Consider the following 21,636-nt stretch of genomic DNA (forward strand, 5'->3'; position numbering starts at 1 on the left):
ACTCTTCACTCCCAACATTGATCTATTCACCAATGCTGTTCCAACAAAGAAGTCACTCAAACCCCTGCCACGCAAAGAGCAGAAACTAGAACTCAGAACCGTTACTAATTCTCAACCTTCGCCCCATCAAGCACACCCTTCAAATATTCCATCACCTGTGGTTTTAAATCCTCTCGCTCAAGCGCAAACTCCAACGTAGCCTTTATAAACCCAAACTTATCCCCAACATCATACCGTTCTCCATCAAACTCACATCCAACAACCATTTGCAATTCATTCAACTTCTTTATCGCATCTGTCAACTGAATTTCCCCACCTGCACCAGGTGCAAGATTCTCTAATATAGAGAAAATCTCAGGTCTTAATATATAACGCCCCATAATCGCGTAATTAGATGGTGCCACTTCTAACTTAGGTTTTTCAACCAAATCATCAATACTGAAAACTCCATGATCTATCTCACCATTATTAATCGAAATTACCCCATATTTAGAAACCTCTTCGTCCGGAACTTGTTGAACTCCAATAACTGATGAATTGTATCTCTCATAAACATCTATTAGTTGCTTAAGACAAGGCTTTTCAGGAGAATGCACAATATCATCCCCAAGCAACACTGCAAACGGCTCATCCCCAATAAACCGGCTCGCACACGAAATCGCATGACCCAATCCAAGAGGTTCTTTTTGACGAATGTAATGAATGTTTGCCAGTTTAGAAATCCCTTGAACTTCTTCTAGTTGATCAAACTTACCCTTCTTAGCCAAAGTCTCTTCCAATTCATACGATTTATCAAAATGATCTTCTATTGCTCTTTTACCTCTGCCTGTAACAATAATAATATCTTCTATTCCTGAAGCTACTGCTTCTTCGATAATATATTGAATAGTAGGTTTATCTACTATCGGCAGCATTTCTTTAGGTTGGGCCTTAGTAGCTGGTAAAAATCTCGTTCCTAACCCAGCTGCTGGAATGATTGCTTTTCTTACTTTCTGCATAGTATCCACCTCTTAATTAGGATTTTTCATTAAAAGATTTTCTTGTTTATTAGCTAACTCCAAAACATATCCACATAGATACTCCTGATCGAAACTAAAATAATTCTCAATCAAGTTATAAACCTTGCTATAATCAACCTCAACCGACTTCCCAATAAAAATCTTAGGAAAAACAGCTTTCCCATGAACCTCATTCTCCCCAAGAAGTTCCTCATACATTTTCTCCCCAGGTCGAATCCCAGAAAACTTCAACCCGATTTCTTCTATTGAATATCCTGACAACTGAATAAGATTTTTGGCTAAATCAACAATCTTTACAGGCTCCCCCATATCAAGTACGAAGATTTCACCGCCACGTGCTAGTGCTCCAGCTTGCATAACCAATCTTGAAGCTTCAGGGATTGTCATAAAATATCGAGTCATATCGGGATGAGTAACTGTAACGGGCCCACCGGCTTGTATCTGCTTTTTAAATAATGGAATAACACTTCCTCGACTTCCTAAAACATTCCCGAACCTTACAGCTACAAAGTTTGTTTGACTTTCTTTATCAAGGTGCTGGATGACCATTTCAGCAATGCGCTTTGTTGAACCCATTACATTTGTTGGGTTAACTGCTTTGTCAGATGAGACTAGCACAAATGTCTTTACTCCAAACATATCCGAAGCCTCTGCAACATTCTTAGTACCAATTACATTGTTTTTTACAGCTTCTCTCGGATTGTATTCCATTAAGGGAACATGTTTATGAGCTGCAGCGTGATAAACAACATCAGGTTTATGCTGTTCCATTACTTCAATGATTCTGTAACGGTCTTGTACATCAGCAATAATTGGAACGATTTCAAACTCATTCTGATACATGTTTTTAAGTTCCATATCAATCGAATAAATGGAGTTTTCCCCGTGACCCAGAAGCAATAGTTTCTTGGGCTTGAACTTACTAACTTGTCTGCAAATCTCAGACCCTATTGATCCTCCAGCTCCTGTAACTAATACAGTATTACCTGTAATTTTCTTCGAAATCGCCTGGATATCTAATTCCACAGGTTCGCGGCCGAGGAGATCCTCAACTTTTACATCTCTAAACTCATTGACTGACACTTTACCCGTCATTAAATCCTCGATTTTAGGGATAATTTGAGTTTTAGCATTCGTTTTGCTGCACTCTTCGAAAATAACTTTTAAATCTTTTTTGTTAAGCGAGGGAATTGCAATGACAATATTCTCGATTTTATATTTCTCTACAATCGTTTTAATAGATTCTGTCTTGCCTTCAACCGGAATACCCATTATGTGAAGGTTAAATTTTTTTGGATCATCGTCTGCAAAGGCCACCGGATACAGGTCGTTATCACTGTTATTCAATAACTGGCGTGCAACCATGGTTCCAGCTGCACCCGCTCCAATAATGAGTGTTCTCTTCTTATTTAATGCCTTTCCAATTAACCGATGTCTGACCATTCGCCATGAGAAGCGTGATCCTCCAATTAAAAGCACATGCAGCATCCAAGTTATGAAATACACTCGTACATAGATATGTCCATAAACTAGTGATTGAATAAGTGCTGCTGTAACAATAGAAAGCGTGACTGCCTTAACGATTCCAACTAACTCACCAACACTTGCATACTGCCATGCTTTTTTATATAGGTGGTAGAAATGAGCAAAGATATGATGGCTGATTAATAGTGTGATTGAACTGAAGAGCAAGATTGGCATGGTGAAGATGCTTAAGTATGGATGAAGGATGAAATACCCTAGATAAATAGCCGTTAGTACAATTAACGAATCGATTCCGACTAGCATGGCGATTCTTTTTTTGTATGTCATAATGACATGTTCCTCCTTTCGGTCGTTTGTTTTTCTTCTTTTTGTAATTCTTTTAATCGATCTTCGATTGTTTCTTTTAACAGTCTTTCAATCTCTAAAATTTGCTTATCCGTAGCATGACGTTTGATATAACGAACAGTTTTCACGATGTTTTTAGGGAAAGCATCCAGTTTCACTTTGATAGCTTCCTTTCTAAAAGAGACCTAGTATCTTTTTTCGTTGGATTCGTTCTGGACTTTCTTTGTAGATTGATTGTCCTTTAACTAGCGATTCAGCATTTTCAAGGAAGTAGTATTGGCTTCCTCTCCCGTATTCTTTTTTCAAGACGTTCAGGGCTTGACTCCACTTAAAACTTCGATTTGATGTGTTATGGGCGTCAGAAGCGATGAAATGGGTGAGATTCGCTTCAATTAGCTGGTGCGAGAACTTTTTGATCTTTTTTCCAAACTCTCCTGTTAAACTTGCAGCTGTAATTTGTGAGCAGGCACCTTTTTTGATTAGGTTATAAAGAATAGTAGGATGCTCGATGATTTCTGCATTTCTCTCAGGGTGTGCAATGATTGGCGTTAAGCCTTTCATTTGTAAGTCGAACAGCATTTGTTCTGCATACCTTGGCACGTGATTGGATGGAAATTCTATTAGTATGTAGGTTGCTTGGTTGAGCGGAAGAATGAGATTTGAATCATAATCTTGAAGAATCTCTCCATACATTCTGACTTCCTGCCCTGGCAAAATAGTTAGTGGGATATTTGCTTGATCCAGTGCATCTCTTAGCACTTCGATCCCTTTAGTAACTGTAGCCTTGTTATTTTCATAGCGTCCATTCTGGTGATGGGGTGTTGCTATGATTTTTTTGATTCCCTCGTTATATGCTGCTTTGGCCATTTCAAGGCTTTCATTCAAATCGGCTGCTCCATCATCCACTCCGGGCAGTATGTGGCAGTGTATATCAATCAATTTCCCTCACTCTTTCTTTTGTTACTTTCGAATCATTTTTTGTCATGAATTTGAATAAATGTTACTGATTTCCATGGAAAAAGCACAAAGAAAAGGGGGATCCTTGTCCATGAGACTTATTTCCCGCCGTAGTAGTAGTAGTATGAACTCTCGCTAGCTTTCTTTCCGTTAAGCACGACACCTAATAACTTGCTTTTAGCTGCTTCAAGTGCTTCTTTTGCTTTCAGCGCCATTTCTCTTTCAGTTTTACCGCTTGAGACAACCAGTAATGATCCTTCCGTTTCATTTGCTAGAATCTGCGCATCTGTTACGGCCATTACTGGTGGTGAGTCAAAGATGATTAAGTCATAAATCCCGTAAGCATTTTCTAGCAGCTGCTTCATTGATTTTGAAGACAATAGCTCCGCAGGATTTGGCGGAATCGGACCGCTTGACAGCAAGTCCAAGTTTTCTACTTCAGTTAGATTAACAGCCTGTTCTAATGACATCTGTCTTAAAAGCACATTCGTTAACCCTCGGAAATTCTCCGTTTTGAACGTATAATGCATTGTAGGCTTTCTTAAATCAGCATCTATTAAAAGAACTTTTTTTCCCTGTTGGGCGAATACAACCGCAACATTTGCTGCTGTTGTTGATTTCCCTTCACCTGGTCCAGTTGATGTTACTAACAATGATCGTACTTCTTGATCAACCGATGAGAACTGGATATTGGTTCTTACTGTACGGTATTGTTCTGATATAGGTGATTTTGGTTTATTAACAGTAATTAAACTTCGATTATTCACTTTAAATAATTTGCTACCTTTACGCGCCATAGTTTTCACCTCTTGCTCTAGCGGTTTTGGATGGCTTCACTTGTTTTTCTTCTAATTCATCGTCACGGTCCATTAAAGCAATAGATCCTAAGACTGGAAGCTCAAGAAGCTTTTCAATTTCCTGCTCGTCTTTAATCGTGTTATCCAGATATTCCAGTAAAAAGGCAAGTCCGACACCTGACATTAAGCCGACAACAAATGCAATTGCCATGTTTAAAACTGGTTTTGGTTTGATTGGTGAAATCTGCTCTCCGATGTCCGCTTTTGAAAGGATGCTGACATTGTCTACTTTCATGATGTTTTTAATTTCTGATTGAAACGTTGCAGCGACCGTGTTTGCAATTAGTGCCGCTTTTTCAGCTTTTTCATCCTGTACAGTAATCAGGACAACTTGTGAATCTTTTTCGCTGCCTACTGTAATTTTTTCATTTAATGCTCCAGTGCTTTCCTTTAGATCCAATTCACTTTTCACTTTGTCCAAGATAGCTGGGCTTTTAATAATCACGTTGTATGTATTTATTAATTGCAGGTTAGTTTGGATTTGGTTTGGGTTGAATTGCTGCTGATCGGCCTGAGATTGGTTGACTAGGATTTGGGTAGAAGTTTGGTAAATAGGTGTGATAAAGAAGTAACTGACAACTCCGCTCGTCATTGTTGCGATGGCTGTGATGATAAGAATGAGACCAAGACGCTTCTTTAGCGTGGTGAACAGTTCTTTTAGACTAATGGTTTCCTCCATTGTGACCTCCATAGGTTGAATTTCTCACTAACATATATCGTTAAATTTCTTTAGAAACATATCAAAAAGATATGAAACTATATTTTTATATAAATCAATAACTCCTATTATACAAACTAAGTTGACAAAAGACACGCTTTTTACAACAAATTTACACAAAAAAAGAGCGTCAAATTTCGACACTCTTCGCGGTATTGCTGGGTTTTCTTACATCATATTCAATAAAATGGTGATTCCGGCGCCGAATGTAGCAGCTACAAACGGAATGGAAAAATAAAATGCTTTTTTGTTCCATTCTTTTTTTGCATCTATTTCTTCTGGCGTTAACCATGTTCGTTTCATTCAAAAACTCCTTCGTTTTTTAGTAACTGGCTGACTTAGTACCCAGTACCTTAGCCCCTGTAGTTTTGCGTCAATGCCTTTCAGCAGCTTTGCCTTTTTCTAAACGAGCTTTAGTAAGTGGTATGATCTTGTTGTGTTACTTAAATTATCGAACACTTATAGAATGAAATTAATAGGTCTTTATACCTAATAAACCACAAAACCCGCAATTTTCGACAAATTGCGGGTTTTGCGCGCGAATTGCGCGGATTTTATGCTGTATATAATTTTTTCATTTGAAGGATAAGGTCCTCCACCATTTCTTTTGTTGTAATCGTCGATGATTGCTCGCCTTTTTGCTGAGCATTGACTAAAAGCTTCAAAAAATCTTCATGATTGATTTGATTTTCTTTCATCGTACCTTTTACCCTTTCATTTTACATTTTTATACAATTACGATTATGAGGATATTATAATGCTAGATTAACAGAAGTTCAACAACTATTTACATCTTTCGATATAATTATTCTTTTATGTCCCCGAATTGTGACAACTCTAAACCTATCTGACGAAATTTCCCTTTCCGTTTTATCCTGTGTTCATTATCAGTTATAATGAAAGAATTGACTACTAAAAGCACAAGCGCCTGTTTAGCTCAGATACACAGATTTGTTCAGGACGATGGAGCTGAGCATAGAAGCGCAATATATATACTTTCTAATCACTTTATAAAGGAGCGGTGTGCCATGCTTCAGCATGAACTGGATAAAGAGTTGATTGTGCATGCTGGTGAAGAGCTGCAGGATCAGCTTTCGCCTGAGTTAGAAGACGATCGCAATCTTGTTAAAAAAGGGCTGATGCTGTATCGGCAGGGCAGCGTGTACAACATTAAAATAGATGGACACACAGTGAGTGCCAATGTGCAGGATGTGACACCTATTCGGGTTGTGCTTGAGCTTGATTTCTTCACAATGAGCTCATGTTCTTGTCCTGCAGCTTTTCCCTGCCGTCATGTAGTGGCATCTTTTCTCTATTTATATGCAAGCGTCGAACGAGTCGGTACATATTTGGACGCCTGGAATGCCAAGACGCAGCAGGCGATTCTTGCCCAGCTGAAGCCTGCCAGTCAGATGATCCCGCCTGTGAGCTGGAAGGATGATTCGCTTTCAAGCTGGCTGTCGTTTTTTGAGTTTGAATACAAGCGGTGGGCTCAGAATCGGCCGCGCAACATTCAGCAAATTCAGAGCTTGTACAACCATTACTATCCCGTGCTGAAGAAGAAGGCTCCCAAAGATGCGGACCTCAGACGGTTTTATATCATCCATGCAACCCTGGCGACATTGTTCTACATGCTTCGTCTACTTAATGAGACGAAACCAAATGATCATTTGTTACACCATGTTTATCATTCTTATTTTGAAGAGTGTATTGAGTCGATTACATACGAACTTCGGGAGATGCGGAAGTTCGCGTTGCCTTTCTCTCTCGATTCTCTTTTTGAGGAGAGCATCGAGGTTTTTCATCAGCTGCTTGATGTCAGCAGTTATTTGCAGTTTGAACGGATCAGTCTTTACCGTGCCATATGGATTGGTCTGCTCAATCGGAAGAAGTGGATCGAGAATGAGGTTAACTGGCTGAATGAGCAATTGAGAGAACGGGATGTTCCTGAATACCAGCTTGCTTTGATTCATATGGATTTTCTGCAGGGTGATGATGATGCATTGTTTGAAAAGATGAAAGTGTTTAATGATGGAGCGTTTCCGATTTTGTACGATTGGGTCGGCGATCTTGTTTCCCGGAAAAATTGGAAGCGGGCTTCGAAGTGGTTTACGTATCTGCTTGTGAAATCGGATGCTTTTTTAAACAGTGACATTCCATATGAAGAGAAGCGCCGTTCGGTTCGTTTTTTCCTTGATATGCTTTCTGAGTATTCTAATCAGACCAAGGATGAGCGGCTGTATGAAAATGCCTGCCGCAACCTGCTTCCTTTCAGCTATGCGGAGTATCATCATTTTCTAGTAAACAAGAAGCAATTCAAAACGTGGGCAGAGCTGCATTTGCTGCTTGGGTTTGAATTGTATGAGATTGACCGCGATTTGTTAAAGATGATAGAGAAGGAAAGTCCTGAGGCGCTGCTGACGATCTATCACCATGCGATACGCCAGGAGATCGCTTTGCGGACGAGAAGCAACTATAAGCTTGCCGTGCGATATTTGAAGAAGGCCCGCACTTTATATAAGAAGATAAAGAATGAGACACAATTTGACATCTATCTTGAAAAGCTTTCACATGAGCACCGGCGCCTGCGTGCTTTTCAAGAGGAGCTGAAGAGAGGAAAGTTGATTCATGCTGAATGATTTGAAGATCTCCGTCCATACGGAACAAATCGAGAATTTTCACTTTTACGTATGGTGCACGACGAAGGATGAGAAAACGCTCGGAACGAATCATATGCGGCGCTACTTGTTCACATGGCATGAATCCTCTTTCTTTGGATCGCTGCTTGAAGATGTGAGCTACATTGGAGTTCCATCTGTTCTTCTGTCTCCGTGGATGATGGTTGAGCTGATCGGAAAAGATACGACGAATTCGCTGGCTGATATTGAGTACAGCGGCGATGCTGTCCCGCTGATTGATGCAGCTGAGGCGATATATGACTGTATCGTGAACGGCGAGTTTATGCCTGATTTTGAGCGGTGGAAAAGTGGTTCCTTTGGATGGCGTGATACTGCCGGTGAGCTTGAAGGGTTTACGGCGGATTGGCTGTCTGCAGCTGTGGGCGATTTGATTGAGAGGAATTCGGATTTGAAGCTTGCTTGGAGTGACATTGTGGAAGCATATGCCGCTACTGAGAAGTTTGAAGGTCATTTCTTGGATGAGCGTGACTGGCTGGAGAAGATCGGCTTCTTAATTGATGATGCTCCGTTTACGATTGGGCTGCGGTTAAATGAGCCTGACTATGATGGCGACGATTGGAAGCTTGAGCTGTTTTTGCGGGACCGCAAAAATCCGGATTCGTTTCACCTTTTTCAGGGACTGAAGGATTTGCCGACTCCATGGCGCGGTTATATGGACCGGATTGAACGCGAGCAGCAGCGCTTTGAGGAAATCGTGCCGTGGCTGTCTTTTCAAAATGGCAACACGCATATTACCGAAGATGAGGCGTGGCTCTTTTTAACAAGTGCGAGTGAAACGTTCGTCAACACCGGTGTTGAGATTCTCCTGCCTTCATGGTGGCAGGTAGTCCGTGATTCCAAAGTGATGCTGAAGGCGAAGATGTCCTCGGCCCCGCGCGGACAATCCTTTGTCGGCATGAATTCGCTGATTGATTTCAACTGGCGTTTTGCGACGAATGGCGTGGAGATGAGTGAGGAAGAGTTCATGGGCATGGTCAATGATAACCGCCGTCTTGTGAATTTTAAAGGTCAATGGATTAAGTTAGATCCAGCTTTTATTAAGCATGTGCAGTCGATTTTGAAAAAAGCCGAAAAAGAAGGCCTGCACTTTTCTGATATTTTGCAACAGGAGCTGGCTGATGCACGTGATAGTGATGATGAGGTGCTTGATTCGCGTACGTTTGCGAATATTCATATTGAGCTTAGCCGTCAGATGAAGTCGATGCTCCGTCAGCTGACGGAGATCACGGATATTCCTAAGTACGATGTTCCTTCGACGTTTCACGGCGATTTGCGTCCTTATCAGCAGCAAGGGGTTGACTGGCTGCTGTTTCTGCGGAAGTTCCATTTTGGCGCTTGTTTAGCGGACGATATGGGGCTCGGCAAAACGATACAGATGATTGCTTATTTCACCTATGTAATAGCGCACGAAAAGCGTGAGACGCCGTTCCTAATTATTGCGCCAACTTCGGTTCTAGGTAACTGGCAGAAGGAAATTGAGAAGTTTGCTCCTGGTTTGAAGGTTCATCTTCATTACGGTCCAAATCGGGCTAAAGGGGAAGATTTTCATGTATCGCTGGCCGATACGGATATTGTTTTGACGTCATACGGCCTATCTCACGCGGATCATGAAGAGATTGCTTCCGTTACGTGGAGCGCGATTTGTTTGGATGAAGCTCAGAACATTAAAAATGCGCACACGAAGCAGTCCAGGGCGATACGGAAGTTGAAGGGACAGCATCATATCGCCCTGACTGGAACGCCGATGGAGAATCGATTAACGGAATTATGGTCAATTTTTGATTTTATCAATACTGGATTTCTTGGCAGTCTGCATAGTTTCCATAAGCGATTTGTGCTTCCGATTGAGAAGGATCGGGATCCCGCCATTATCGGAAACCTGCAGCAGCTGATTAAGCCGTTCCTGCTGCGCCGGACGAAGCGAGATGAACAGGTTGCGCTGAATCTGCCTGAGAAGCAGGAGCAGAAAGAGTATATCCCGCTTACTGTTGAGCAGGCTTCACTTTACGAACAGTTGGTTAAGGATACCTTTGATCAGGTTTCACAGCTTGCGGGTATGCAGCGGAAGGCCCTGATTCTGAAGATGCTAGGGAAGCTGAAGCAGATCTGTAATCACCCTGCGCTATATTTGAAAGAGGAACGTGCGGCGTCTGTGACGACGCGCTCTCATAAAATTGAGAAGCTGCTTGAGCTTGTAACGGCGATACGCGAACAGGATGAAAGCTGTCTGATTTTCACGCAGTATATCGGCATGGGTGAGATGATTCAATCCCTGCTCGAGCGTGAGTTCGGTGAGAAAGTCTTGTTCTTAAACGGCAGTGTGGCAAAAGCGGCGCGTGACAAGATGGTGGAGCAGTTCCAGAATAAAGAGTATTCGATTTTGATCTTGTCACTGAAGGCTGGTGGAACCGGATTAAACTTAACCGCTGCGAACCACGTCGTTCACTATGACCGCTGGTGGAACCCAGCTGTTGAGAACCAGGCAACAGATCGCGCATATCGCATCGGTCAAAACCGATTTGTCCATGTTCATAAGCTGATTACGACCGGTACAATCGAAGAAAAAATCGATGGCATGCTGGATAAAAAGCAATCCCTGAACGATGAAATCATCCAAAGCGAGAGCTGGATCACAGAGCTGTCCACAGACGAACTGGAAGAGCTCTTCACCCTCTCCATGAGCTAGGAGGCGCGCGACATGAGCAAGAAAAAAGAAAACGTGAAGAAAGAAACAATGAGTGCAGAGTGGAAGAAGCTGTATGAGTTGATTGGCAAGAAGGTTGGGAAATAGGTTTTTTTGATGGGGCCAGTCCAGGGTTGGGCTGGTTTTTTTATGTGCAGTTGGGTATTTAGGCGGTTGGGTATTGCTGTTGGTATGGAGATTCTGTCCGGAAGTTGGTTTACTTGCCAAAATGGGGGTTTTACTTTCCGGAATGGCTCTTTTACTAGCGAAAACCGGACAAATACTTGCCTGTTTGGAGGAAATACTTTCTTTTTTCCATGAACCTCCTAATTGGACACAAAAAAATCAACCATATTTAAGGCTGATTCCTCTCATGTAATTTGAAAATCTTGATTTCGTGCTCAGCTGATTTTTGCTTCAAGAATTTGAGTTCCATGCGCTGGTATGACATTTCTTGAGAAGCGCCACATCTCTAGTCTCGCTTTTTGCTTCGTTATCATCGACCTTGCCTTCTAATATGGCCAGTTCTTTAAGGAGCGTGTTATCTCTGCTCTCACTTTTTACTTATACAATCTCAAGAAAAAACCAGCCGGAGAATTCCGGCCAGTTAAGTGAGGAAGTGGGGAGTTCCTTGATTCTTTTTCTGTGAGGGGTTTCTGAGGATTTTGTTATTTTTCCGTTACTGCGAGTTCACGGGTTTTTCCGCCCATGAAGCGAACGGAGTCTGCGACGACTTCTGTGACGTAGACGCGTCTGCCTTCTGAGTTTTCGTAGTTGCGGGTCTGGATGCGGCCGGATACGCCTACGATTGAACCTTTGCGGCAATAGTTGGCTGTGTTTTCTGCCGTTTTTCTCCACAAGGTGCAGTTGACGAAGTCTGTGTCCATATCACCCGCTGCGTTTTTAAAAGAGCGGCTCACTGCCAGTGTGATGTTGGCGACAGGCGCTCCTTCAGCTGTATAGCGCATTTCAGGATCCTTTGTTAACCGTCCGACCAGCGTAACCGAATTTATCACCTAATTCCTCCTCTCTTTAGCTTACAAGGCTATTGTAGCGGGTATTTGGAATTAGGGAAAATCTTGAAAATGGGATTTTCATGCTGTAAAAAGTGATTTTCCCAACAGGATTTTTGTTTTTTCTAAGAGAATTTAGCAGGATTCACTCTGTATGCTGCTATTTTCTATGTAGGTGAAATAAATAGGATTGCTGTTCATGGCCAGAAAAAGTGATGCTTTGGAGAATAGCTTGAAATGCTTGTGATGCGATGAGTTCATTTTGAATGGGTGCTTCTTCATACCGCTTGGTTTCGTCCGTCCATAGGAATGATTGAATGGACATTTCATTTTTCTGTAAATCAAAAAGAATTCGTACGATTTGCAGCTTGTCTTTTGTTTCATATAATATTTCTACTGATGCTTCCCTGTGCACGTGGAAGTGGTAATACTTCGTTTTGCCCGCAACAATCTCCCCTACTTTTAATAATAATGGCTTGTCTTCTAAACTTTCTCTTACCATATCGCCTGTTGTCTGCAGATCTTTAACCGAAATTGTTTTTAACTTAATCGTCTCCATTGATCAGCCTCATTTCTTAAAGTTTGCTATTTTACCATAGCAAATTTACGACTTTGTGAAAAACAGCATATATAGGCATCTTTACTTATTTTTTGTCATATTTTGTATTAATCCTTCTCTTTCCTCTTTTTCCCTCTTATTTTCAATGATTTAATTGATTCCTTCTGCTCATCCCTCGATTTGGTCCCCCGCTCTTCCTGTATGGTATAATGTAACAATAACTACACAGGAACGATAAACTGGACCAAGGAGGGTATTTATGAAAACGTTTAGACTCGTAGGGCTGACTATTGAAGTGCAGGGTGAAAATGGTGCTCGTTTAGAAGAAATCCCCTTATCGGGCGGACTGATCATCAACAAAGAAGACGGGGAAAATCACTGGATGATTGAGGCTCTTTTAACAGAGGAGCACCGCTCATACTTTGAATCGCTCTCTCAGCAGAAACAAGAACTGCCTCTTTATGTGACGATTTCCAAGAAAACCAACAAACCCGCCGAGATCAAGGCGAAGATTAAATCCATCATGGTCCTGGAAGAACATATATCTGTCTTATTTGAAGGACGCATGCTTGCGCGAAAAGCAAAGCACGAGCCTGAAAAATTGCTTGAGGACCTGCTGACAAAAGGTCTGGAGGGTGATGACTTAAAGCAGGCCTTCACACAAAAACTAAATGAACAAAGAGAATTAAACGTGAAAAAGTCCGCTCAAACGTGAGCGGACTTTTTTCTTTACTTGTTTTCGTCTTCCATTTCTTTTTCCATGTCATGTTCCATTTCGTTCTCATCTTCCATGTTGTTCTCATCATCCTGCATGTCTTCTTCCATATCCTGCTCCATATCCTTTTCGGTTTCGTCCTCTGCAGGAGGTGTCTCATCGTTCGGCACTTCTTCTTCCATATTGTTATCTTCCGGCGGTGCAGGATCCTGATCATCCGCACAGCCCGCAATCAGCATAGCTGCCAGTAATGTACCTGAAATTTTAAGTAACCATTTCGTGTTCATGATTTTGCCCCTTTCTGGATTGGACCTTGGATCTGTTTGGTCGTGGTTAGGGTGTCCAGAAATTGTGGGTTTATACTTAGTAAAGTTTTTTGGAGGAAAAGTTATATTTTATAGTACAAAAAAGGTATCTGCTCATTTCATTGTCAGTGCGAAATAGTGGCTTTTTCTAATTGCACTTGGCTATTTAGTCTTTTCTTTTTCCCGGGATTACTTGTCAGAATACCTCTATTTCTAGCGAGAACCGATAAATACTTTCCGGCTAGCCGCAATACTTACTTTTTACAATATACCTCTTAGAAACCAGCAACAAAAAAACGACCCCAAAAAGGATCGCCTCCAAAACCTATTCTTTCTTCTCACCCAAAGCAAACATCAATTCTGTTTCACACACAACTTCACCATTTACTGTAGCAACGCCTTTGCCCTTGCCAAGTGAGCCGCGCAGACGGATGATTTCAACTTCTAGGCGGAGCTGGTCGCCTGGTGTTACTTGCTTTTTGAAGCGGCAGTTGTCGATGCCTGCGAAGAAGGCCAGGCGGCCGCGGTTTTCTTCTTTGATCAGCATGGCAACAGCGCCTACTTGAGCGAGGGCTTCAACGATTAGGACGCCAGGCATGACTGGGTATTCCGGGAAATGGCCGTTGAAGAATTCTTCGTTTGCCGTTACGTTTTTTAGTCCGATTGCACGCTTGCCTTCGTCTACTTCAAGGATTTTATCGATGAGCAGGAACGGATAGCGGTGCGGGATGATTTCTTTGATTTGATTGATGTCTAACATTTTAGTACCTCCTCCTAGTACAACCTATTAGTTCTATTATACACAAAAAGGAGGGCTTAGCCCTCCTTATTTTTCGGATTCTTTTTCCACCAGGTCAAAGACGTGCTGCCATGTTTGTTTATCGAAGACATCTGCCGGCTTTCCATCACCGAGTACACCGTAGCCAATCATCGCACCGCAGATTGCCGCAATGGCCATGAAAAAAAGCAATAAAACAATACGCAGCCAAATTGGAATAAGCCTGATTCTAATTTTTTGCCTGCTGGTTTCATTTGTTTTTTCTGTTTTTTCCACTTCTTCACGAGACTGTTCGTTTGTACTCACTGTAAAAACCCCTTCGTTTATCTCACACTATTGATTAGCCCGAGCATTTGATCGCCCATGGTGATTGATTTTGAGTTTAGTTGATAAGACCGCTGAGCTACCATCAGCTCGGTCATTTCTTTTGAAAGATCCACGTTTGACATTTCAAGTGCACCTGGCTGAACGCTAATTTGATCGCGATTTAAAAATGCGATGGTTCCGTTTGGTGCGTTCTCACTTAAAGCGTACCGATTTCCGCCCTGTTTTTCAAGCATAGATTGCTGATTTACTCCAACAATTCCTAATTGGACAGACTGATTGCCCGGAACTGCGGTTAATCTGCCGTCTGCGGTTACCTTCATATTTTCAAACGTATCATCAAAGAAAATCGGGTTTTGATTTTCATCAAGAACAGAATGGCCTTCAGCCGTGACAAGCTGCAGCTGCCCATTTTCGGCAGGGTTCAAGTAAAGAGCGCCATCACGTGTATACTGCACATCACCGCCTGCTTCTACTTGAAGAAATTGGCCAGGCTTTGTCAGGGCAATGTCCAGCTCCCGATCCGTTACCTTGATGCTGCCTTGGGTATAGACAGTTTGTCCTGTAAGCATCGCTCCAACTCCAGGCCGAACGCCAAGAGCCGTGGATCGTCCTGCAGGATCATCATTCAGTCCTGCATTATTGACTTGCTGATTAAGGAGCTCCGAGAATCCTGTTTGAGTACGTTTGTAGCCTTGTGTATCAATATTTGCCATGTTATTTCCGATCATATCCAGCTGTTTTTGCAGCTGACCTAAGGTATTAGTAGCCGTGATCATTGAACGAAGCATGCTCTTCCTCCTCTTATCTTACTCTGCCGATTTCATTCACGGCTTTGTCCATACTTCTATCGTAAGCCTGCAGCACTTTCTGGTTTGCTTCAAAAGCGCGGTAGGCTGTCATCATTTCTGTATAGCTTTTTGAAACGTCCACATTTGAACCTTCCACGTAGCCCTGTTTCAACTGGTACGAAATATCAGGATTGCCTACGGCAGTCTGCAATTCTTCATCCGAACGGAAAAGGCCATTTCCTTCTTTGATCAGCGTTCTTGTATCACCTGCAAAGACAATTTCAATTTGAGCCTGTACAGCTCCGTCCACTCTAACCGTTCCGTCAGGTGTGATTTCAAATTGATCAGAAGCAAGTGAAATCGGCTGGCCATTCGTTCCAAGGACAGGATTCCCTGCAAGGGTGAGCTCACCGTTTTCATTTCTTGTAAACTGCCCATTACGTGTGTAGCGCACTTCATTCGCTTGAGTCTGCACAGCAAAGAGCAAAGCCCCTTTCGCATTCGTCTCTGCGTTGTATGGAACCAGCTCTTCTACTAGGGCAACATCGCTTGAGAGACCTGTTTCACGGAGGTCACCTTGAGTAAATTGAGGAATCATTTCCTGAAGGTACACGCCGGTATTAAGAGTGCCGACAGTCGGGGAAGCAGGAGCTGGAACCTTACTGCTTTCAACTCTTTGCAGCAGCATCTCCGGAAACGCCTTAAGTGAGGCCTGATCCGATTTATATCCCGGTGTATTCGCATTGGCTATGTTATTTGACAGCATTTCTGTTCTTCGCTGCTGGGCAAGCATCCCTGCAGTCGCTGTATAAAAACCTCGTAGCATTCTTTCACCTCATAAGAGAGCACTCTCTCTTTTTTCGACAATATTTTCTATTTTCATTATATCTGACTATTGGGAACAGCACAGTTTAATTTTGTAAATTTTATTAAAAAATCGAAGGTACACTCTTAAAATCGGCTGGATTCTCGAAAGGTTTATAGAAAGAAAAAAACACCAGTCCAAAACTGATGTTTTTTCCATATTATTATCCAAACTTGCGTCTATTAAGGCGATCGACGTTATCAAGCATGATGCCTGTGCCGATTGCTACACAGTCCATTGGGTTTTCTGCGATTAAGACAGGAACCTTTAATTCTTCTGCCATTAACTGATCAAGGCCGTTCAGGAGGGCTCCGCCGCCTGTTAAGATAATGCCGCGGTCAATGATGTCCGCAGAAAGTTCAGGTGGAGTGCGCTCGAGTACGCTTTTTGCAGTTTGAACGATGAGGGCTACTGATTCACGCAGTGCGCCTTCTACTTCTTCAGAATTAACGGTAATGGTACGAGGCAGGCCTGATACCATGTCTCTGCCGCGAATGGCGATTTCTTCGTTGCGTGCGCCTGGGAACACTGTCGCTACTTGCACTTTAATATCCTCAGCCGTACGTTCACCAATTAAGAGCTTGTACTCTTTTTTGATGTAATTCAGGATCTCCATATCGAACTTGTCCCCAGCCATCTTAATAGAAGAGGCAGTGACAATATCACCCATTGAAAGGACTGCAACATCTGTCGTTCCACCGCCAATATCTACTACCATATTTCCGCTTGGCTGAAAAATGTCCATGCCGGCGCCAATTGCAGCGACCTTTGGTTCTTCTTCAAGATAAACGTGTTTTCCGCCGCTTTTTTCAGCAGCTTCTCTAATAGCTTTTTGCTCAACAGAGGTGATATTCGTCGGACAGCAGATGAGCATCCGCGGTTTCGTCAATAATCCCTTTACATTCAGTTTGTTGATGAAATGCTTGAGCATTGCTTCTGTTACTTCAAAATCAGCGATGACTCCGTCTTTTAAAGGACGAATCGCAACAATATTCCCAGGAGTACGTCCTACCATTCTTCTTGCTTCTTCTCCAACAGCAAGAACCTTGCCCGTGTTCTTATTAAGTGCAACTACAGATGGCTCGTTTAAAACGATGCCTTTACCTTTTACGTGAATTAGTACATTTGCAGTACCAAGGTCAATTCCTATATCCCTTGCAAACATTCTTTCCATATCCTCCTTGCAATCTGATCCCAGCAATTCCTACTTTGTGCCCTAATTTCATATTGTATCATAAATTACTAAAAAAAGTATGAAATTGTAAAATTTCATGTTGGGATTTGTCGAATCATAGAAAAGCGGAGCCGACTGTTCAGCCCCGACAGACAGATAAGAATCCGGCAGTGAAGGCGATTTTTGCCTTTGCTGACGGATTTGTTCTGGCCGAGGGGCTAGGAGGCGGAGCTGGACAATAGAAAAGCGGAATCGCCCGTTTACCTCCGACAGACAGATAAGGATCAGCCAGTGAAGGCGCTTTTTGCCTTTGCTGACGGATTTGTTCTGGCCGAGGGGCTAGGAGGAGGAGCTAGACACCAAGATATGCGGAACCGATCGGTCAGATCGAGGAGTCAATCCCGAATTGATGGGGTTTTCAATTTAATTGGAGGGGTTTTGGAGTTAATTCATAGGGTTTCTGAATTAATTCATGGGGTTTCCAAATTAATTGGAGGATTTCGTTATGGCCGAGGGGGCAGGAGGCGGAGCTGGACAGTTCAGCCCAGGCACAACAGATAAGGATCCGCCAGTAAAGGCGCGTTTTGCCCATACTTGCGGATCCTTATCTGGCCGCTCTGCCTGAGCGTTGGTGCTAGACAGAACATTTAATTCTTTCTTATCTCTCAAAAAAGACATTTACCTTCTTTATTTTACTGGTTCTTCTTGAAGGATATCCTCCTTCCGATACTTAAGCTTCGTCGCTTCCCCGCCTCTTAAATGGCGTATCGATTTATGATAATCAAGGATTTCTTTCACTTCATTCGCAAGCTCTGGATTGATTTCAGGCAGTCTTTCAGTCAAATCTTTATGGACAGTACTTTTAGAAACGCCAAATTCCTTCGCAATCACGCGAACAGTTTTCCTCGTCTCCACGATATACTTTCCAATCTTGATAGTACGTTCTTTGATGTAATCGTGCACACCACTCGACCTCCCTAAAATGGATGTGAGAAGTGTGAAATGAGACTCGCATACTTAGTTACAGCAGCCATTTTCCGCTTAGCTGAATGTATAATAGCACCATTGCTGCGTTTACGAAAAATATTCACGATCCCTCACCTCATACACTCTCTTTGTTAGGTTTGTAACATTTTATTAGCTTGGGTGAAGATATATGCTAAAAAGTCAAGAGGGACAAGGGATTTGTGCGAATTTTTTTATAAAATGGCGGAATCACACTTAAAAGACATGCTGTGGTAAACTAAATTTTAGGAGGTGAATCAAATATGGAACAACTTTTATTAAAATTCATGGATCAAATGAACACCCAGTTTGATAAGGTTCATCACAGATTAGATCGGCTTGACGAAAAGATGGATAAGCTGGAAAATCGCATGGATAAGCTCGAAAATCGCATGGATACCCTCGAACTCAGCATGGATAAACTCGAAAACCGTATGGACAAGCTTGAAACAAGAATGGATCGCATGGAAACAAGAACTGAGAGTCTTGAAAGCGGGCAGAAGCAACACCGGGGAGAAACGGCTTATCAGTACGAAATGCTGCAAGGCAGCATCGGAAATGTCACGATCGAGCTTAGAAGCGGATTTAAGCAGCTTTCCAAAGTTACTGCCGAAAATAGAGATGTTCTTGAACTTGTTCAAAAGCGCATCAGTTAAACATTCCCACTAGAATATATGCCGCTTGATTTTTACTCCCTCAGATATTTCCCAAGAAATTTGTCGATATTCGGTAAGAAAAGCGGAATCGCCCGTTTAGCTCCGACAGACAGATAAGCATCCGACAGAAAAGGCGCTTTTTGCCTTTACTGGCGGATTCGTTCTGGCCGAGGAGTTGGGCGATGGAGCTAGACATCGAAGCACAAAATTTTATACTTTCTTATCTCTCAAAAAAAATAGTCTATCCCTATTGGATAGACAATCTATATTGTGATGCTTATTAAGCGCTTTTTGTGCTGTCTGCAGCTTGAGATTGGTTTTCTTCAGAATTGCCTTTCTCTTTGCCTTCTTTACCAGCATCTTCTTTTTCTTTGTCTTCTTCAGCACCTTTTTCGTCTTCAGTGCCTTTTTCAGCGTCTTCTTTTTCTTCTGCAGTGCCCTTTTCTTCTTCAGCACCTTTTTCATCTTCTTTAGCTGGCTCTTCTTCTTTAGCCGGCTCTTCTTCTTTAACAGGCGCTTCTTTTTCAACATTCACGTCGTTTAATGAAGTAAGAGGTTTGTCCATGAAGTCTAATGGATTCACTGCCGTGCCGTCTTTGCGGATTTCAAAGTGAACATGTACGCCATCTTCTTCTTGGATCAGGCTTTGTCCAGCTTGTCCGATGATTTCGTTTTGCTCAACTTCGTCACCAGCTGCAACTAACATAGTTGCTAGAGATTGGTAAACAGTTGTTACACCATCTGCGTGCTCGATTTCAATGACATTTCCAAGTAATGGATCTTTTTCAGCTTTCGTAACAGTTCCGCTTAGTGAAGCTGCAACTTCGAATTCCTGACCATCTTCTCTTGCCAAGTCAATTCCTTTGCTAGGCTCGTACGTATTATTATAGGAAACGAGTGCTGCTTCTTGCTCTGCTGCTGATGCATCTTTTTCATAGAACTTGCGGATAACAGATACTGCGTCTGAATCAGCTGCAGGCATTGCGAAGTTTTCTACAGCTGAGTTCACTTCTTGCGTTGGCTCATCTTGATAAGATGTTCCTTGGTCAATCGGATCATTTGCTGAATCTCCATTGCCTAAACCCTGATACCATAACACGGCTGTCAAAATCAATGCTGCACTTACTAAGTAGATTGCTGGGAATACCCAACGCTTTCTGAAGAATTGTTGCATTTTCGAGTTTTGAGAAGTACGTTTAGTTTCTTCCTCTCTCATTCTATCATCACCTCAGCAATCATTCTGAACAAAATTCTGAAAATATATACACCTCTATCAAAAAAAGTTAAAAACTTATTTTCTGCTTCCCTTTATAAAATTATGTATGGATTCTAAAAAATTCATTTCAGTCATGGTATACTATGTTCCATCAGCAACCTGAAGGAGTACGATCATGAAGAAATCTTTCTCTAAATGGATGCTGACTCTGGCACCCATTCTTTATATGATTCTCATCTGGATTCTATCAAGCATGCCGGCAGATGCGATTATCAATACCCCTTTTTCATTTGACCGCTTAATGAAGGAATCGCTTCACTTGATTGAATTCGGCATTCTCTATTGGCTGATTGCCCTGGCGTTTGCTGCTCATCAAAGCTGGACCGTGAAAGCAAGTATTCTTGCAGCCGGGGTATCTATTTTATATGGGGCAACAGATGAAATTCATCAATACTTTGTTCCGTACCGTTCTGCTACAGTGATTGATTTAGTGAAGGATACGATTGGTGTACTTGTGTCTTTCTATATGATGAAGGTTACGTATTTCAAAAAGCGTCCTTCGTTTATTACGTCTATTTTTCAAAAGTTAAATGATGCGGAGTGATCAGCTATGAGTTTACCTATTCGAAAAGCCGTGATCGGCGACCTACCTGCCATCGTAGAGATTTACAACTCAACAATTGAAAGCAGAGCCGTAACTGCAGACTTAACTCCTGTTACCGTTGCAGAACGTGAAGGATGGTTTCATCAGCACACAGATCAGCGTCCGCTTTGGGTCATGGAGGACGGCGATCAGATTGTCGCCTGGCTGAGCTTTGAATCCTTCTACGGCAGAGCTGCCTATCAATATACAGCAGAGGTCAGCATTTACATTGATCAAAACGTACGCGGCAAAGGAATCGGCACCACGTTCATGCAGTCGGCGATTGATGCTTGCCCGCAGCTTAGGATTAAAACGCTTCTCGGCTTTGTTTTCGGCCATAATGAAGCCAGCCTGCGCCTCTTCAAACGCTTCGGCTTTGAGCAGTGGGCTAACATGCCCCGTGTTGCTGAACTTGACGGGATTGAACGTGATTTGGTGATTGTGGGGAAGAGAGTAGTAGAATAAAGAAATAACGAGCTTGGGCGACTTCAAGCTCGTTTTTGTGTTGAATTACATTTTAGTACGTCACCCGATTCTCGCTAGTAAAAAAGGCATTCCGACAAATAAAAGTCCCCTTTTAGAAAGTAAGAACGAGTGACCCGGAATCTCAAGGTTCAAATTAAAGTCAGATACCATCATGATCAAAAGATAAAACCTAATTAGCCAAGTGCAAGTAGAAAGAGCCTTTATTTAGCTCAGAAATAAAGGTTACGATTCGGAAAGAAGTTTGAGTCAGGTCTGCCGATACAATTTAGGAGGTATCTAGAAAAAAGAAAGTATTGTCTCCAAACCGGCAAGTATTTCCCCGATTCTCGCTAGTAAAAAAGGC

Annotated in this window: 25 protein-coding genes and 1 riboswitch; of the genes, 7 read left to right on the forward strand and 18 right to left on the reverse strand. The window is 42.3% G+C overall.

Annotated features, from left to right (window positions below):
- Nucleotides 1–104: 104 nt before the first annotated feature.
- The 8 genes from galU to E2R53_RS23350 all read right to left on the reverse strand — a co-directional run bounded on the left by galU (nt 105) and on the right by E2R53_RS23350 (nt 6,079).
- Nucleotides 105–998 (reverse strand): UTP--glucose-1-phosphate uridylyltransferase GalU, encoded by an 894-nt coding sequence (gene galU / locus E2R53_RS16295; RefSeq protein WP_133312781.1) that lies wholly within the window; start codon nt 996–998, stop codon nt 105–107.
- A 12-nt stretch (nt 999–1,010) separates the two neighbouring features.
- On the reverse strand, nt 1,011–2,831 hold the full coding sequence (locus E2R53_RS16300) for a polysaccharide biosynthesis protein (protein WP_133312782.1): 1,821 nt from the start codon (nt 2,829–2,831) through the stop codon (nt 1,011–1,013).
- Nucleotides 2,828–3,007, reverse strand: a complete 180-nt coding sequence (locus tag E2R53_RS16305) for a hypothetical protein (RefSeq protein ID WP_133312783.1) — start codon at nt 3,005–3,007, stop codon at nt 2,828–2,830. Before E2R53_RS16305 ends, E2R53_RS16300 begins: the two co-directional genes overlap by 4 nt.
- A gap of 16 nt (nt 3,008–3,023) precedes the next feature.
- Nucleotides 3,024–3,788, reverse strand: a complete 765-nt coding sequence (locus tag E2R53_RS16310) for a tyrosine-protein phosphatase (protein WP_133312784.1) — start codon at nt 3,786–3,788, stop codon at nt 3,024–3,026.
- A gap of 116 nt (nt 3,789–3,904) precedes the next feature.
- Entirely contained in the window at nt 3,905–4,603 is a 699-nt protein-coding gene (locus E2R53_RS16315) for a CpsD/CapB family tyrosine-protein kinase (protein WP_133312785.1), read from the reverse strand.
- Nucleotides 4,593–5,342, reverse strand: coding sequence for a YveK family protein (locus tag E2R53_RS16320; protein ID WP_133312786.1), 750 nt, complete (start codon nt 5,340–5,342; stop codon nt 4,593–4,595). The genes E2R53_RS16315 and E2R53_RS16320 overlap by 11 nt, the downstream gene beginning before the upstream one ends.
- Before the next feature lie 207 nt (nt 5,343–5,549).
- The gene (locus E2R53_RS23625) at nt 5,550–5,684 is read right to left on the reverse strand and encodes a hypothetical protein (RefSeq protein ID WP_286166244.1); all 135 of its coding nucleotides are present in this window, start codon (nt 5,682–5,684) and stop codon (nt 5,550–5,552) included.
- Nucleotides 5,685–5,702: 18 nt separating this feature from the next.
- Nucleotides 5,703–5,788: riboswitch (cyclic di-GMP riboswitch) on the reverse strand.
- 147 nt (nt 5,789–5,935) lie between these two features.
- Entirely contained in the window at nt 5,936–6,079 is a 144-nt protein-coding gene (locus tag E2R53_RS23350; protein ID WP_165971016.1) for a hypothetical protein, read from the reverse strand.
- A 330-nt stretch (nt 6,080–6,409) separates the two neighbouring features.
- Between E2R53_RS23350 and E2R53_RS16325 the strand changes: the two genes are divergently transcribed.
- The 3 genes from E2R53_RS16325 (at nt 6,410) to E2R53_RS16335 (ending at nt 11,142) form a co-directional block, all read left to right on the forward strand.
- Nucleotides 6,410–8,020, forward strand: a complete 1,611-nt coding sequence (locus E2R53_RS16325) for an SWIM zinc finger family protein (RefSeq protein WP_165971017.1) — start codon at nt 6,410–6,412, stop codon at nt 8,018–8,020.
- On the forward strand, nt 8,010–10,766 hold the full coding sequence (locus E2R53_RS16330) for a DEAD/DEAH box helicase (protein WP_133312788.1): 2,757 nt from the start codon (nt 8,010–8,012) through the stop codon (nt 10,764–10,766). The genes E2R53_RS16325 and E2R53_RS16330 overlap by 11 nt, the downstream gene beginning before the upstream one ends.
- Nucleotides 10,767–10,944: 178 nt before the next feature.
- The gene (locus tag E2R53_RS16335; protein ID WP_133312789.1) at nt 10,945–11,142 is read left to right on the forward strand and encodes a hypothetical protein; all 198 of its coding nucleotides are present in this window, start codon (nt 10,945–10,947) and stop codon (nt 11,140–11,142) included.
- Between the two features lie 289 nt (nt 11,143–11,431).
- On the opposite strand, the gene ssb is transcribed toward E2R53_RS16335, so the two are convergent.
- Together ssb and E2R53_RS16345 are read right to left on the reverse strand one after the other, a co-directional pair.
- Nucleotides 11,432–11,779, reverse strand: a complete 348-nt coding sequence (gene ssb, locus E2R53_RS16340; protein WP_133312790.1) for a single-stranded DNA-binding protein — start codon at nt 11,777–11,779, stop codon at nt 11,432–11,434.
- A 157-nt stretch (nt 11,780–11,936) separates the two neighbouring features.
- Complete coding sequence (locus tag E2R53_RS16345; RefSeq protein WP_133312791.1) at nt 11,937–12,335, reverse strand: hypothetical protein; 399 nt, start codon at nt 12,333–12,335, stop codon at nt 11,937–11,939.
- 259 nt (nt 12,336–12,594) lie between these two features.
- Between E2R53_RS16345 and E2R53_RS16350 the strand changes: the two genes are divergently transcribed.
- Entirely contained in the window at nt 12,595–13,050 is a 456-nt protein-coding gene (locus E2R53_RS16350; RefSeq protein ID WP_133312792.1) for a YwpF-like family protein, read from the forward strand.
- A 14-nt stretch (nt 13,051–13,064) separates the two neighbouring features.
- Here E2R53_RS16350 and E2R53_RS16355 read toward each other — a convergent pair whose 3' ends face one another.
- The 7 genes from E2R53_RS16355 to spoIIID all read right to left on the reverse strand — a co-directional run bounded on the left by E2R53_RS16355 (nt 13,065) and on the right by spoIIID (nt 18,250).
- On the reverse strand, nt 13,065–13,337 hold the full coding sequence (locus E2R53_RS16355; RefSeq protein WP_133312793.1) for a hypothetical protein: 273 nt from the start codon (nt 13,335–13,337) through the stop codon (nt 13,065–13,067).
- A gap of 343 nt (nt 13,338–13,680) precedes the next feature.
- A complete protein-coding gene (fabZ, locus tag E2R53_RS16360; RefSeq protein WP_070875364.1) occupies nt 13,681–14,115 on the reverse strand; it encodes a 3-hydroxyacyl-ACP dehydratase FabZ in 435 nt (144 codons plus the stop codon).
- A gap of 66 nt (nt 14,116–14,181) precedes the next feature.
- Nucleotides 14,182–14,439 carry a DNA-directed RNA polymerase subunit beta gene (locus E2R53_RS16365; RefSeq protein ID WP_133312794.1) on the reverse strand — a complete coding sequence of 86 codons (258 nt, stop codon included), beginning with the start codon at nt 14,437–14,439 and terminating at the stop codon, nt 14,182–14,184.
- Between the two features lie 17 nt (nt 14,440–14,456).
- Complete coding sequence (locus tag E2R53_RS16370) at nt 14,457–15,248, reverse strand: flagellar hook-basal body protein (protein WP_133312795.1); 792 nt, start codon at nt 15,246–15,248, stop codon at nt 14,457–14,459.
- A gap of 13 nt (nt 15,249–15,261) precedes the next feature.
- Nucleotides 15,262–16,074: a flagellar hook-basal body protein gene (locus E2R53_RS16375; RefSeq protein ID WP_133312796.1), complete on the reverse strand. Its 813-nt coding sequence runs from the start codon at nt 16,072–16,074 to the stop codon at nt 15,262–15,264.
- A 202-nt stretch (nt 16,075–16,276) separates the two neighbouring features.
- Complete coding sequence (locus E2R53_RS16380) at nt 16,277–17,278, reverse strand: rod shape-determining protein (protein WP_133313090.1); 1,002 nt, start codon at nt 17,276–17,278, stop codon at nt 16,277–16,279.
- A 696-nt stretch (nt 17,279–17,974) separates the two neighbouring features.
- Complete coding sequence (spoIIID, locus tag E2R53_RS16385) at nt 17,975–18,250, reverse strand: sporulation transcriptional regulator SpoIIID (protein WP_070875369.1); 276 nt, start codon at nt 18,248–18,250, stop codon at nt 17,975–17,977.
- Nucleotides 18,251–18,555: 305 nt separating this feature from the next.
- On the opposite strand from spoIIID, the gene E2R53_RS16390 reads away from it, so the two are divergent.
- On the forward strand, nt 18,556–18,948 hold the full coding sequence (locus E2R53_RS16390; protein WP_133312797.1) for a coiled-coil domain-containing protein: 393 nt from the start codon (nt 18,556–18,558) through the stop codon (nt 18,946–18,948).
- A 280-nt stretch (nt 18,949–19,228) separates the two neighbouring features.
- On the opposite strand, the gene E2R53_RS16395 is transcribed toward E2R53_RS16390, so the two are convergent.
- A complete protein-coding gene (locus E2R53_RS16395) occupies nt 19,229–20,164 on the reverse strand; it encodes a peptidoglycan DD-metalloendopeptidase family protein (protein ID WP_133312798.1) in 936 nt (311 codons plus the stop codon).
- Between the two features lie 175 nt (nt 20,165–20,339).
- Here E2R53_RS16395 and E2R53_RS16400 point away from each other — a divergent pair, with 175 nt between their 5' ends.
- Together E2R53_RS16400 and E2R53_RS16405 are read left to right on the forward strand one after the other, a co-directional pair.
- Nucleotides 20,340–20,768, forward strand: a complete 429-nt coding sequence (locus E2R53_RS16400; protein WP_133312799.1) for a VanZ family protein — start codon at nt 20,340–20,342, stop codon at nt 20,766–20,768.
- A 6-nt stretch (nt 20,769–20,774) separates the two neighbouring features.
- Entirely contained in the window at nt 20,775–21,272 is a 498-nt protein-coding gene (locus E2R53_RS16405) for a GNAT family N-acetyltransferase (RefSeq protein WP_133312800.1), read from the forward strand.
- Nucleotides 21,273–21,636: the final 364 nt, after the last annotated feature.

Source organism: Peribacillus frigoritolerans (assembly GCF_004358755.1).
In the GTDB taxonomy this organism is placed as follows: domain Bacteria; phylum Bacillota; class Bacilli; order Bacillales; family Bacillaceae; genus Bacillus_P.

Excerpts from the sequence above, each read along its gene's own strand:
- galU (WP_133312781.1), bottom strand. The coding sequence starts at position 998 with ATGCAGAAAGTAAGAAAAGCAATCATTCCAGCAGCTGGGTTAGGAACG.
- E2R53_RS16300 (WP_133312782.1), bottom strand. The coding sequence starts at position 2,831 with ATGACATACAAAAAAAGAATCGCCATGCTAGTCGGAATCGATTCGTTA.
- E2R53_RS16315 (WP_133312785.1), bottom strand. The coding sequence starts at position 4,603 with ATGGCGCGTAAAGGTAGCAAATTATTTAAAGTGAATAATCGAAGTTTA.
- E2R53_RS16320 (WP_133312786.1), bottom strand. The coding sequence starts at position 5,342 with ATGGAGGAAACCATTAGTCTAAAAGAACTGTTCACCACGCTAAAGAAG.
- E2R53_RS23625 (WP_286166244.1), bottom strand. The coding sequence starts at position 5,684 with ATGAAACGAACATGGTTAACGCCAGAAGAAATAGATGCAAAAAAAGAA.
- E2R53_RS23350 (WP_165971016.1), bottom strand. The coding sequence starts at position 6,079 with ATGAAAGAAAATCAAATCAATCATGAAGATTTTTTGAAGCTTTTAGTC.
- E2R53_RS16325 (WP_165971017.1), top strand. The coding sequence starts at position 6,410 with ATGCTTCAGCATGAACTGGATAAAGAGTTGATTGTGCATGCTGGTGAA.
- E2R53_RS16330 (WP_133312788.1), top strand. The coding sequence starts at position 8,010 with ATGCTGAATGATTTGAAGATCTCCGTCCATACGGAACAAATCGAGAAT.
- E2R53_RS16345 (WP_133312791.1), bottom strand. The coding sequence starts at position 12,335 with ATGGAGACGATTAAGTTAAAAACAATTTCGGTTAAAGATCTGCAGACA.
- E2R53_RS16350 (WP_133312792.1), top strand. The coding sequence starts at position 12,595 with ATGAAAACGTTTAGACTCGTAGGGCTGACTATTGAAGTGCAGGGTGAA.
- E2R53_RS16355 (WP_133312793.1), bottom strand. The coding sequence starts at position 13,337 with ATGAACACGAAATGGTTACTTAAAATTTCAGGTACATTACTGGCAGCT.
- fabZ (WP_070875364.1), bottom strand. The coding sequence starts at position 14,115 with ATGTTAGACATCAATCAAATCAAAGAAATCATCCCGCACCGCTATCCG.
- E2R53_RS16370 (WP_133312795.1), bottom strand. The coding sequence starts at position 15,248 with ATGCTTCGTTCAATGATCACGGCTACTAATACCTTAGGTCAGCTGCAA.
- E2R53_RS16375 (WP_133312796.1), bottom strand. The coding sequence starts at position 16,074 with ATGCTACGAGGTTTTTATACAGCGACTGCAGGGATGCTTGCCCAGCAG.
- E2R53_RS16380 (WP_133313090.1), bottom strand. The coding sequence starts at position 17,278 with ATGTTTGCAAGGGATATAGGAATTGACCTTGGTACTGCAAATGTACTA.
- E2R53_RS16390 (WP_133312797.1), top strand. The coding sequence starts at position 18,556 with ATGGAACAACTTTTATTAAAATTCATGGATCAAATGAACACCCAGTTT.
- E2R53_RS16395 (WP_133312798.1), bottom strand. The coding sequence starts at position 20,164 with ATGAGAGAGGAAGAAACTAAACGTACTTCTCAAAACTCGAAAATGCAA.
- E2R53_RS16400 (WP_133312799.1), top strand. The coding sequence starts at position 20,340 with ATGAAGAAATCTTTCTCTAAATGGATGCTGACTCTGGCACCCATTCTT.
- E2R53_RS16405 (WP_133312800.1), top strand. The coding sequence starts at position 20,775 with ATGAGTTTACCTATTCGAAAAGCCGTGATCGGCGACCTACCTGCCATC.